Annotated in this window: 4 protein-coding genes; 3 read left to right on the plus strand and 1 reads right to left on the minus strand. The window is 73.7% G+C overall.

The features are described from left to right. Positions 1 to 50 precede the first annotated feature (50 nt). Positions 51 to 5,600: a type I polyketide synthase gene (locus SMD11_RS08270; RefSeq protein ID WP_234365966.1), complete on the minus strand. Its 5,550-nt coding sequence runs from the start codon at positions 5,598 to 5,600 to the stop codon at positions 51 to 53. Between the two features lie 377 nt (positions 5,601 to 5,977). Here SMD11_RS08270 and SMD11_RS08275 point away from each other — a divergent pair, with 377 nt between their 5' ends. From SMD11_RS08275 to SMD11_RS08285, 3 genes are all read left to right on the plus strand, one after another. After that, entirely contained in the window at positions 5,978 to 6,814 is an 837-nt protein-coding gene (locus SMD11_RS08275; RefSeq protein WP_159395265.1) for a hypothetical protein, read from the plus strand. A 64-nt stretch (positions 6,815 to 6,878) separates the two neighbouring features. Beyond that, positions 6,879 to 10,070, plus strand: a complete 3,192-nt coding sequence (locus tag SMD11_RS08280; RefSeq protein ID WP_087925823.1) for a non-ribosomal peptide synthetase — start codon at positions 6,879 to 6,881, stop codon at positions 10,068 to 10,070. Between the two features lie 389 nt (positions 10,071 to 10,459). Continuing rightward, positions 10,460 to 13,294 carry an ATP-binding protein gene (locus SMD11_RS08285; RefSeq protein WP_087925824.1) on the plus strand — a complete coding sequence of 945 codons (2,835 nt, stop codon included), beginning with the start codon at positions 10,460 to 10,462 and terminating at the stop codon, positions 13,292 to 13,294. The last annotated feature ends 28 nt before the right edge of the window (positions 13,295 to 13,322 follow it).

Genomic DNA, 13,322 nt, shown 5'->3' on the forward strand with positions numbered 1-13,322 from the left:
GCCGGCCGGCCGAACCGGCCCGTGGGCCGGTTTCAAGGGTCCGACGACCCCTACTGCTCCGGCGTCTCCCAGGGCTCCCCCGACTGCCCGAGCGCCATCCGCACCAGTGCTTCGGCGTCCATGGAGTCGAGGGAATCGGCCGGTTCGCCCGCGTCGTCGGCGCCTCGCGCTCCCGGGTCGCCGCCGTCGTCGGCCGGGCCGTCGAGGAGGCTCCGGTCCACCCCCGCGAGTTCCAGGAGGCTGTCGAGGAGCCCTGCCTCCCTCAGCCGCGTCAGCGGGACGGCCGCCAGAGCCTCCCGGATCACGGCCTCGCCGTCGGCGGCGCCGGCACCGCCGGGCGCCTCGGCGACGAGTTCGGTACGCAGGTGTCCGGCGAGGGCGCGCGGTGTGGCGTAGTCGAAGATGAGCGTCGCGGGGAGCCGCAGCCCGGTCGCGTGCTGGAGGCCGTTGCGGAACTCCACGGCGGTCAGCGAGTCGAAGCCGAGCTCGTTGAACTCCCGTCCCGCGCCGACGCCTTCAGGGCCGTCGTGGCCGAGGACGGCGGCCGCCCGCTCCCGTACGAGGTCGACGAGCATCCGCGTGCCGGCGGCCTCGGGGAGGGTACGCAGCCGCTCCGCCAGGTCCGCGGCCGACGGGGCGGTCTCCGAGCCCGGGGCGGGCCGGCCGGCCCGCCGTGCCGGGGTGCGGACGAGCCCGGCCAGCAGCGCGGGCACCGGGCCGGTGCCCGCGGCGGCGCGGAGGTCGAGGCGGACCGGTACGCGCGCTCCGGGGGCGCCGGCGGCGCGGTCGAACAGGGCCAGACCCTCGTCGGCGGTCAGCGGCAGGAAGCCGTCGCGGGCCATGCGCCGCACGTCCGCGTCGTCGAGGGCGCGGGTCATGCCGCCGCCGGTCCGCTCCCAGGGACCCCAGGCCAGCGAGGTGCCGGGGAGGCCGAGGGTGCGGCGGTGGGCGGCGAGGGCGTCGAGGAAGGCGTTGGCGGCCGCGTAGTTGCCCTGGCCGGAGGCGTCGAAGACACCGGCCACCGAGGAGAACAGCACGAAGGCGGACAGACCTTCCATGCCTGCGGTCAGCTCGTGCAGGTGCCAGGCCGCGTCGACCTTGGGACGGAAGACCGTGTCCAGACGCTCGGGGGTGAGCGAGCTGATCACACCGTCGTCGAGCACACCGGCGGTGTGCACCACGGCTGAGAGTTCCACACCTTCAAGGAGCTTCTCCAGGGCCGGACGATCCGCCACGTCACAGGCCGCGACGGTCACATCGGCACCAAGGGAAGCGAGTTCGTCGCGGAGCCCGGCGGCACCAGGGGCGTCCAGGCCACGACGGCTGGTCAGCAGCAGGCTCCGCACACCGTGCTCGGCGACCAGGTGACGGGCCACGAGCGCACCCAGACCACCCGTACCACCCGTCACCAACACCGTCCCGCCACCGAACCCGCCGGGCGTGGCGTCGGGGGTGCGCGCCAGGCGAGGGGCCGAAGCCTTGCCCGCGCGCAGGGCCAGGCGCGGTTCCCCGGTGGCGGCCGCCGCGAGCAGGGCGTGGTCGGAGGCGTCCGTACCGTCGGTGTCGACGACGGCGAAGCGGCCGGGGTGCTCGGCCCGCGCCGAGGCGACGAGGCCCCGGACGACGGCCTGCGCCGCGTCCACCGCGTCGTCGGCGGCGGCGTCCTCCGCCCCGCGCGTCACGAGGATCAGGCGGGAAGCGGCGAGCGCGTCCTCCGCGAGCCATTCCTGTACGAGCGTGAGGGTGTGCGCCGCCAGCGCGTGGGCGCGGGCCGCGGCCGGTCCGTCGGGGTGCGCCGTGCCGGGCACGATCACGTGGGCGGGCGTCGCGCCGCTCGCGGCGAGTTCGGCCGCGTCCGCGTAGCCGCGGGCGCCGAGCAGGGCGGCGAGGCGATCGTCACCGAGTACGGCGCAGTCGGCCGCCGCCGGGGCGGCCGGGAGCTCCACGGCGCTCCAGTCGAGGTGGAACAGTGCGTCGGTGCCTGCGCCGAGCTGGTCGGGGGTGAAGGGGCGCAGCGTGAGCCGGTCGACGGTGGCGACGGGCTTGCCGTCGGTGTCGGCGAGGGTGAGGGCGACGGCGTCGCCGCGCGGCGTCACGCGGACGCGGAGCGCGGTGGCGCCGGTCGCGTGGAGGGTGACGCCCGACCAGGCGAAGGGCAGCTCGGCACGGCTGTCGGCCGTCCCCAGGCCGATGGCGTGCAGGGCGGAGTCCAGCAGCGCCGGGTGGAGGCCGAACGCGGTGGCGTCCGTGTCCTCGGGCAGGGTGACCTCGGCGAGGATCCCGCCGTCGTGCGACCAGGCCGCCGTGACGCCCTGGAACAGCGGGCCGTAGCCGAGGCCCGCGTCGGCGAGCCGGTCGTACAGGTCGGTCACCGGTAGCGGCCGGGCGCCGGCCGGGGGCCACTGCGCGCCGAGGACGGCCGTGGGCTCGCCCGCGGCGGGGGCCAGGACGCCGGAGGCGTGGCGGGTCCATTCGCCGGACCGGTCGTCGTCCTCGGGGCGGGAGTGGATGTCGAGGGCCCGGCGGCCGGTGTCGTCGGCGTCGGCGACGACGACGCGCAGGCGGACCGCGCCGCGCTCGGGCAGGACGAGGGGGGCTTCGAGGGTGAGCTCGTCGAGGAGGGCGCTGCCGAGCCGGTCGCCGACGCTCAGCGCGACGTCGACGAGGGCCGCGCCGGGCAGCAGCACGACGCCCGCGACGGTGTGGTCGGCGAGCCAGCCGTGGGTGCGCGGGGAGAGGCGGCCCGTGAAGAGGTGCCCGTCGGGCAGCTCTGCGGCCGCGCCGAGCAGCGGGTGGCCGGGCGCGTCGAGGCCGGCGGCGGAGAGGTCGCCGAGGCCGTCGGCGTCGCCGTCGAGCCAGAAGTGGCGGCGCTGGAAGGCGTAGGTGGGCAGGTCGACGCGGCGGGCGCCGGTGCCCTCGTAGAAGGCGGTCCAGTCGACCGGGTGGCCGCTGACGTGCAGTCGTCCCAGCGCGGCGGCGAGGGTGGCGGCCTCGGGGCGGCTGCGGCGCAGCGCGGGGACGAGCACGGGGGCGTCGCCGTCGGCGTCCGCGCCGGGGAGGCAGTCCTGGGCCAGGCCGGTGAGCACGGCGTCCGGGCCGAGTTCGAGGTAGGTGCGGACGCCCTGGTCGTGGAGGGTCCGGACGCCGTCGGCGAAGCGGACGGCGTCGCGGACGTGACGCACCCAGTACCCGGGCGAGGTGAGGTCCTCGGCCAGGGTGCCGGTGACGTTGGAGACGACCGGGACGGCCGGGGCGCTGTAGGTGAGGGACTCGGCGACCGTACGGAACTCGTCCAGCATCCCGTCCATGCGGTGGGAGTGGAAGGCGTGCGAGACCTTCAGACGCTTGGTCTTGCGGCCCAGGTCCCGGAAGTGCTCGGCGACCTTCTCGACCGCGTCCTCGTCGCCCGAGACCACCACGGACTCGGGGCCGTTGACGGCGGCGACGTCGACGCCGTCGCCGTCGGTGAGCGCGGCCAGGACCTCCGTCTCGGTGGCCTGGAGCGAGATCATCGCGCCGCCGGCGGGGAGGTCCTCCATCAGGCGGGCGCGGGCGGCGACGAGCCTTCCGGCGTCCGCCAGGGAGAGGACGCCGGCGACATGGGCGGCGGTGATCTCGCCGATGGAGTGGCCTGCGACGAAGTCGGGGCGGACGCCCCAGGATTCGGCGAGCCGGTAGAGGGCGACCTCGACGGCGAAGAGGGCGGGCTGGGTGTTGCGCGTACGGGCCAGGGCCTCGGCGTCGTCGAGGACGGCGGGGTCGAGGCCCAGCGCCGCGCACGCGGCGTCGAAGGCCTCGGCGAACGCGGGGAACGTGGCGCGGAGTTCGCGGCCCATGCCGGCGCGCTGGGCGCCCTGGCCGGTGAACAGGACGGCCAGGAGGCCGCCTTCGTCCGCGGTGCCCTGCGCCGTGCCCAGAACGGTGGTGCCCTTGGCGAGGGCGGCCAGGCCGCGCTGGAAGTCCTTGGGGGCGGTGCCGGTCAGCACGGCGCGGTGGCCGAGGGCGGCGCGGCCGGTGGCCAGGGAGTAGGCGACGTCGAGCGGCTTCAGGCCGTCCGTGGCCTCGCTCAGGCGCGCGGCCTGGGCGCGCAGGGCCTCGGGGGACGTGGCGGAGAGCAGCCACGGGACGGCGGGCAGCGTCACCGGCGCCCCGGCCTCGTCGTCGGGCTGCTCGGCGGGGGCCTGCTCAAGGATGACGTGGGCGTTGGTGCCGCTGATTCCGAAGGAGGAGACACCCGCTCGGCGCGGGCGGTCCTCGGCCGTGGCCCATTCCCGGGCCTCGGTCAGGAGCTCGACCGCGCCTTCCGACCAGTCGACCTGCTGCGAGGGCCGGTCCACGTGCAGGGTCTTGGGCAGCACGCCGTTGCGCATCGCCATGACCATCTTGATCACACCACCGACACCTGCGGCGGCCTGGGCGTGCCCGATGTTGGACTTCAGGGAGCCGAGCCACAGCGGCTGGTCGTCGGCGCGCTCCTGACCGTACGTGGCCAGCAGCGCCTGCGCCTCGATCGGGTCACCCAGCGTCGTGCCGGTGCCATGGCCCTCGACCGCGTCGACATCCGCCGCCGACAAACCCGCCGACGCCAGGGCCTGGCGGATCACCCGCTGCTGCGACGGACCATTGGGCGCCGTCAGACCGTTGCTCGCACCGTCCTGGTTGACGGCCGAACCCCGGATGACGCCCAGCACCTGGTGACCGTTACGCCGCGCGTCCGACAGCCGCTCCACGAGCAGCATGCCCACACCCTCGGCCCAACCCGTACCATCCGCACCCGCAGCGAACGCCTTGCACCGCCCGTCCGCCGCCAGCCCCCGCTGACGCGAGAAATCCACGAACGTATCCGGCGTCGTCATCACCGTCACACCACCGGCCAACGCCAGCGAACACTCACCCGAACGCAACGCCTGGATCGCCCAGTGCAACGCCACCAACGACGACGAACACGCCGTATCCACCGTCACCGCCGGGCCTTCCAGCCCAAAGGTGTACGCCACCCGGCCCGACGCGACGCTTCCCAGTCCGCCGTTGCCGAGGAAACCCTCCAGGCCCTCGGGGACCACACGCAGCCGCGACGCGAAGTCGTGGTACATCACACCCGCGAAAACGCCCGTACGCGAACCCCGCAACGACGACGGCTCGATACCCGCCCGCTCGAACACCTCCCACGACGCCTCCAGCAACAACCGCTGCTGCGGATCCATCGCCAGCGCCTCACGCGGACTGATCCCGAAGAAATCAGGATCGAAATCCCCCGCGTCGTGCAGGAAACCGCCCTCGCGGGCGTAGCTGGTGCCGGGTGCGTCCGGGTCGGGGTCGTAGAGGTTCTCCAGGTCCCAGCCACGGTCGTCGGGGAAGGGGGACACGCCGTCCCGGCCGCCGGCGACCAGGTCCCACAGGCCCTCGGGCGAGGTCACCCCGCCCGGGTAACGGCAGCTCATCCCTACGATCGCGATGGGTTCGCGCCGGCGGTCCTCGGCCTCCCGCAGACGGCGCTTGGCCTCACGCAGATCGGCCGTCGCCCGCTTGAGATAGCCCAGGAGCTTCTCTTCGCCCTCCATCGCCGCCACGCCCCCATAATTCGCCGTTCGGGATGCCATGAAGGCATCGGCCCGAGCCGGCCGGGATGAATTCACCCGTTGAATTCTTCACATTGCGAACATGGCACTACGCATAGAAGGGTAGACGTGCACACGGGGCGCACCAACCCCTAACTCTCCCCGGCGTTCCCCCTAGTGAGCGCGATCACCTGGCACCGGTCCCGCCCAATTCGCAAGAGCTCTGGACAGATATAGGGGTCGATAGGGGCCCGCTAGGGGTTTCTCGGCCGGAGCGCCGCTTCATAGCCTTGACGCGATTATTGACCGCCGCCGTACGCCATTTATTACGGTGCCCATAATTTTCGGCGCCATGCGGCCCGGCGCCGGCTGACCGGATGCCGGGCCGAACCGGCGCCCAGCGAACCAAAGGGGGATTCGTGCACGATCTCGACGGATGGCGAGTGCACAGGAGCGGCACCTCGGGCGAGGTCGTGCTGGCCGTCGACTTCCCGATGACGGGGCGGTCGGAGGCGGGGTTCGCCGAGCTCGCCCAGCTGCTGGACCCGTCGCTCGCCGTGTGGGAGACGCTGCCTCCGCCGGTCGGCGAGGGTACCCCGGCCACGGGCGCCGAGTTCGTCGAGCGGTGGCTCGCGGACGTCCGCGGGAGCGGGCTCGTCGTGCGCGGCCTGCTCAGCTTCTGCGCCGGCGCGGCCTATCTCGGTGCGCTTTCCGACGGCATCGCGCAGTGGCAGGACGAGGCGCCCGCGATCGTCATGATCGACCCCGAGGTGCCGGCGTCGATCACGCTGAAGGCGCATTTCCTGCGGGCGCTGGAGCAGTTCGCCGTGATGTACGCGGAGGAGCGGGCAGCGCGGATGCGCGAGGACGCGCGGGCTCTGTGCGAGGAGCTGGGTCACGACATCGAGCTGCTGCTGCCGTCGGTCACCGGGATGTTCCGCGAGGTGGGCATGGAGTCCTTCGCGCACATCAACATCGACCCCCGGCACGGTTCGGGTCTGCTGGACGTGTTCGACGCGTTCGCCAAGTACGTCGTCGGGGGTTCGCAGCTGGACGCGACGCGCGGCTGGGACCGGGGCGTCGCGCTGTCCTCGAACACCCCGACCAACGGGCTGAACCTGCTGCCGCCGGAGGTGGACCGCGCGGGTGCGGTCGGCCAGGAGGTCCGGTTCGACATCGCGCACGCCGAGATGCTGGGCAACTCCGTGATCGCCGCGAAGGTCGACGAGCTGCTGGCCCGCACCGCGCGCGCCTGAACCGGGCCGCGCAGCACACAAGTCGGGCCGAGTGGGGCCGGGAAGCCGAGTGAGAGGAACCGGGATGCAATACGTGGCCGAGAACGACGGACGCTCCGCGACGGGCGGGCCGGCGACCGTCCCGGCGAGCCGCAAGGAAGAGGCCCTGTGGCTGCTGGAGCGCTTCGTTCCGGGCACGGGTGTCAACAACCTCTCGCTCGCCTTCCGGGTGGCGGGCCGGCTGCGGCCGGAGCTTCTCCAGGAGACGCTGACCTTTCTGATCCGCAGGCACGAGGTGCTGCGGACGGCGTTCGTCGCCGGTGACCTCACGCTGGCCCGGCGGGTGCTGGACGCCGACGAGGCGAAGGTCGTCGTGACCGAGGCGGAGCTGCCCGCCGAGGCCCTCGCCGACGGCGCCGACGACGTACTGGACGGGATCCTCACCCGCTACGTGGGGGCCGGCTTCGCCATGGACGGCGGGCCGCTGCTGCGCGCCCGGCTGTTCCGGGGCCCGCAGGAGGACGTCTTCTGCGTCGCGCTGCACCACCTGGTCTTCGACACCATTTCCGCGACGACGCTGCTCGGCGAGTTCGCGGTCGTCTACAGCACTCTGGCGGCCGGCGGGCGCCCGGAGGAGACGCTGGGCGGTGTCGTGCCGGCCGCCTCGGACATCGAGCCGACCGACCGCAGCCGGCGCTTCTGGCGCAAGCAGCTGCGCGACTTCGGTTCCGTGCGGCCGCGGCTGTGGCTGGGTGCCGACGCCGGTGACGAGCCGGACCTCGTCGGCGGCACGATCACGCGGCCGCTGCCGGACGAGGCCGTCGCGGCCGTGCGCCGGCTCCAGGAGGAGCTGCGCGCCCCCGAGGCCGTGGTGCTCCTCGCCGTCTACTACCTGCTGCTGACCCAGCACGGCGCCGGCCCGGACCTGGTCGTCGGCTCGCCGGTGAACAGCCGGCGGCCCGAGGACGCCGCCGCCATCGGCTACCACGTCAACGTGGTGCCGCTGCGGCTGCGGGTCGACCCGGAGCAGGGTTTCGCGGAGCTCGTGCGCAAGGCCCGCAGCGTGTTCATCAACTCGATCTCGCACGCCGACGTGCCGGTGGACTCCCTGCTGCTGGAGGTCGACCGGGCCGACTCGGCGGGCTGGCGCAACACCCTCTTCCAGCACGTCTTCAACTACGTTCCCGGCGTCGGCGTGGAGGAGTTCACCCTCGACGGCATGCCGGCCCGCTTCCAGCCCGTGGAGAACGGCTTCAGCAAGTTCGACCTGGAGTTCTTCGTCCTCCCGTCGGACGACGGCATCCGGCTGCGGACGGCGTACCACAAGGGCGCGTTCGCGCAGGACGAGATCGAGGCGCTGATCAGGCGGTACGAGGCGCTGCTCATCGCGGTCGGCGCCGATGTGGAGCGCCCCGTCGGCGAGCTGTCCGCGTGGAGCCCGGCCGACCACGAGATCATCGGGGCCGCACACGGCGCCGCGCCGGCGGGTCCGGTGGTGAGCGTGCCGGAGGCTGTCGCCGAGCGGGTGCGCAGCACGCCGGAGGCCGTCGCGGTCGTGGACGGCGGGCGTGAGCTGACGTACGGGCAGCTGTGGGCCGCGGCCGAGCGGAACCGGGAGCGGCTCGTGGCCGCCGGGCTCGGGCGGGGCGACGTGGTCGCGGTGGCGGCGTCGCGCGGTGCGGAGCTGGCGGCGGCGACGCTGGGTGTGTGGCTCGCGGGCGCGGCGTACCTGCCGGTCGACCCGGACCACCCCGAGCAGCGGATCGCCTATCAGCTGTCGGACTCGGGCGCGCGGGCGGTGCTGCTGGGGCCGGGCGTCGAACTCGCCGTCGAAGCAGGCGTGTTCGTGGCGCCGATGGCGGCCGTCGGGGAGCCCGGGGAGGCACCGGCCGTGCCGGGTCCGGTGACCGCGGCGGGCTCCTCGGACCTGGCCTATCTGATCTACACGTCGGGTTCCACGGGCCTGCCCAAGGGCACCCTGCTCACCCATGGGAACCTCGCCAATCTCGTCGAGCACTTCCGTGCGGAGCTGGGCGCGGATGCGGGTGAGAGCACGCTGTGGCTGACGACGTTCACGTTCGACATCTCGGCGCTGGAGCTGTTCCTGCCGCTGGTGACGGGCGGGCGGCTGGTGGTCGCGCCGGACGAGGCGCGTACGGACGGCGCGGTGCTGGCCGGGCTGCTGACCTCGTACGGCGTGGGCATCGTGCAGGCCACGCCCACGACGTGGCGGCTGGTCGTGGAGGCGGCGGGTCCGGTGCTGTCGGGGCGGCGGGTGCTGTGCGGCGGCGAGCCGCTGCCGGTGGCCCTGGCCCGGGAGCTGGCGGCCACGGGGTGTGTGCTGCGGAACGTCTACGGTCCGACGGAGACCACGATCTGGTCGACGTCCGGGCTGGTCGGGCCGGACGTCGAGCGGGTGAGCGCGGGCCGTCCGGTGCGGGACACGCGGGTGTTCGTGGCGGATCCGGCGGGCCGGGAACTTCCCGTCCTGGTGCCGGGTGAGCTGTGCGTGGCCGGTGGCGGCGTGGCCGCCGGGTACCACGGGCGGCCCGGGCTGACCGCCGAGCGGTTCGGCGAGCACGCGTCGTACGGGCGGTTCTACCGGACCGGTGACCGGGCGCGCTGGCTGGCCGACGGCACGGTGGAGGTGCTCGGCCGGGTGGACCGGCAGATCAAGCTGCGCGGTGTGCGGATCGAGCTGGGTGAGCTGGAGGCCGTGCTGGCCGGGCACCCGGCGGTGCGGGCGTGCGCGGTGGTCGTCGCGGGTGACGCCGGCGGCGACGGTGTGCTGGTCGCGTTCGCCGAGTCCGCGGCGGGCGAGGAGTTGGTGGAGGAGCTGTGGCAGCGGGCGTGTGCCCGTCTGCCGCGCGCCTCGGTGCCCCAGGAGTTCGTGGTGGTGGAGTCCTTGCCGACCAATGCCAGCCAGAAGGTCGACTACCCGGCGCTGGTGCGCGCCGCCTCGGAGCGGCTGGCCCGGGCGGCCGCCGACGCCGGCGCGGACGCCGCCGCCACGGACGGCGGGGCCCCGGCCGCGCACGAGGACGAGCTGGTGGCGACCCTCATGGGGCTGTGGGGCGAGGTGCTCGGCCGGGACGCCATCACGCCGGACACCAACTTCTTCACGCACGGCGGCCATTCGCTGCTGGGGGTGAAGCTGGTGCAGCGCCTGGAAGAAACCGTGCACGTCACCCTTAAATTGGCGCAAATCTTCTCTTACCCGACACCTGCGACTCTTGCGGATTTTGTACGCGCGAACATGGTCCGGACCAATAGCTAAAGCGGACCTGGATTCATATTGAACGCGAAACGAATAAGACACCGGCCCGGCAGCGCCACCGCCGGTTAATTCGGCCCGCTACGACGCCGGCCTCCGAGACCCGCCAGGGTCCCGGAGGCCGGCGTCGTCGTATTAGCCCTTACGCCCCACGGCGCAGGCGGATCATGGGGAGCCGACGACCCGTCATGCGGGCTCCACAGAACCGGAAGGACGGTTTCCACTTGCTCATGGCAACCGATCGCACCGCAGGTGGGGCATGGGGTAGATTTGAGCCACAATTGGGAATGAGTGCTTTTCAGGACACTGCATGGGTAAAGGAATTCCCAAAAAATGGCAAATGAATTCCCCATGCGGTGCCGTGAGGCGCTCCCGAACGGGGGAAAGACTGCATGGCATTTGTCGAGCGGTGTACGGAGATGGCGCGCCTGCGGGAGCTGTTCGCGCAATCGGAACAGGGCAGGGCCCAGACGGTCGTCATCAGCGGTGCCGTCGCCAGCGGCAAGACCGAACTGCTGCACACGTTCGCCGAGGAGGCCGCCCGCTCGGGCGCGCTCGTCCTGACGGCGACCGGGGCCCGCGCCGAAAGCGGCCTCGCACTCGGCCTCATCTGCCAGCTCGTCCACAACGGCGACCTGCCGCCCGACCTGGTGCAGCAGGCCGACTCGCTGCTCAACCAGAGCATCCAGCACCCGGACGACCCCGAGCCGGAGCCGGTCACCCTCCAGCAGACCTCGGCGAAGGTGGCGCGCGGGCTCAGCACGATGCTGCTCGAACTCGCCGCCGAGCGCGGCGTCGCCCTCGTCATCGACGACATCCAGTACGCCGACGGCCCGTCCCTCCAGTTCCTGCTCTACCTGATGCGCCGGCTGACCAACGGCCGCCTCATGGTCGTGCTCAGCGAATGCGCCGTCGCCCAGCCCTCGCACCCCACCTTCCACGCCGAGCTGCTGCGCCAGCGCAACTGCCACCGCCTCCGGCTGCACCTGATCTCCCCGCAGGGCGTGCGGGAGCTGCTCGCCGAGGTCACCGACGAGGACACCGCGGGCCGGCTCGCCCCCGCGTACCACCAGGTCAGCGGCGGAAACCCGCTGCTGCTGCGCGGGCTCGTCGAGGACGGCATGGTCCGGCTGGCGGGCGGCACCGAGGCGCTGTCGACCAGGCCGATCACCGAAGAATCGTTCCAGCAGGCCGTGCTCGCCTGTCTCTACCGCTGGGACTCCGAGACCATCCGGATCGCCCACGGCCTCGCCGTGCTCGGCGAGTGGGCCACTCCCCCGCTCGTCGCCGCGCTCGTCGACATCCAGGCCGCCCGCGTGGAGCAGGGCGTCACCGACCTCTGCCGCTCCGGCTTCCTGGCCGACGGCAGGCTCCGCCACCCCGCCGTCACCGCCACCGTCCTCGGCACCATCGGCCTGGAGGAGCGGACGCGCATGCACGGCCGCGCCGCCGAGCTCCTGCACGACAACGGTGTCCGGGAGACCGACGTCGCCGAGCACCTCGTCGCGGCCGGCCGGATCCGCGACCAGAACGACATAGCCGTCCTGCGCAACGCCGCCGTGCAGGCGCTCGCCGAGGACCGCGTCGACTTCGCCGTCGAATGCCTCACCCTCGCCTGCGCCACCTGCGCCGACGAGCGCCGGCGCGCCGCCCTCACCCTGACCCTGACCCGGCTGGAGTGGCGCACCCGGCCCTCCGCCGCCGCCCGCCACCTCACCCCGCTCACCGAGGCCCTCAAGGCCGGCCACCTGGAGAGCGACGACGCCGTCACCATCGCCGACTACCTCTTCTGGCACGGCCGGGCCGACGAGGCCCGTGCGGTCCTGGGCGTGCTCGGCACCGACGGCGGCACCGCCGGCCCGCGGTCCGTCACCGACCCGTACCACCCCGGCCACCTCCAGCCGTGGATGCACCTCAGCCGCCCCGGCACCCCCCAGGCCCTGCCCCGGGACGGCCGGCACGGCGCCGTGCCCGGCCACGTGGGCCTGACCGCCTCCGCCGCGCTGACCTCCGCCCTCTTCGACGGCCCCGGCGAGAAGGCCATCGGCTGGGCCGAGCAGGTACTCGCCGACTGCACGCTCTCCGACTGCACCGTCGCCGCCGTGCAGTCGGCGCTCTACGCGCTGATCCACTGCGACCGGGCGGCCAAGGCCGCGCCGTGGTGCCACGTCTTCATCGCCGAGGCCCGGGCCCGGCAGGCCACCACCTGGGAGGCCCTGCTCAAGGGCGTACGGGCGGAGATCGCGCTGCGCCAGGGCGACCTGCCGACCGCCGCCCGGTGGGCCGAGGAGGCGCTGTCCCTGATCTCGCCGCGCTGCTGGGGCGTCGCCGTGGGCGAGCCGCTGGCGGTGCTGCTGCTCGCGCGGACCGCGATGGGCCGCCACGAGGAGGCCGCCCAGTTGCTGCGGCACGTCGTGCCGGACGCGATGTTCGAGACCCGGTTCGGGCTGAAGTACCTGCACGCGCGCGGCCACCACCACCTCGCCGTGGGCCGGTTCCAGGCCGCGCTCGCCGACTTCCGGCGGTGCGGCGAGCTGATGCGGGAGTGGTCGCTGGACCTCCCCGCGCTGGTGCCCTGGCGCAGCGACGTCGCCCGGGTCCAGCTGGCCCTGAACCAGCGCGAGGCCGCCCGCGAACTGGTCACCGAGGAGCTGGCGCTGCCCGGCGCGACCGGTGCCCGCTCCCGCGGCGTCGCGCTCCGCGTGCTCGCCGCCGCCCGTGACCTCAAGCAGCGGCCGCTGCTCCTGCGCGAGGCCGTCGACCTGCTCCAGGCCGCCGGTGACCGGGTGGAGCTCGTCCGCGCCCTGGCCGAGCTGAGCCGGGCGCACCACGGGCTCGGCGAGTTCAACCGGGCCCGGATGATGGGCCGCCGTGCCATGCAGGTCGCCAAGGACTGCGGGGCCGAGGAGCTGTGCCGGCAGCTGCTGGCCGACCAGGACGTGGTGGACGGCGCCGACGGCGCGGAGGCGCACGGGGCCGAGAGCGCCGAGGCCCTGAGCGACGCCGAGCGGCGGGTGGCGGCGCTGGCCGCGATGGGCCACACCAACCGCGAGATCGGCAGCCGGCTGTACATCACGGTCAGCACGGTGGAGCAGCACCTGACGCGGGTGTACCGGAAGCTGGACGTGACGCGGCGGACGGATCTGCCGCTGCGGCTCAAGGACGGCGACTACAGCCTTCCGCAGCAGGTGGCGGCGGAGCGGTGGCCGGTGGGGGCGGAGGCGTAGGGGGCGGGTGGCGGGGCCCCGGCCGGCC

It is taken from the genome of Streptomyces albireticuli (assembly GCF_002192455.1).
Lineage (GTDB): Bacteria > Actinomycetota > Actinomycetes > Streptomycetales > Streptomycetaceae > Streptomyces > Streptomyces albireticuli_B.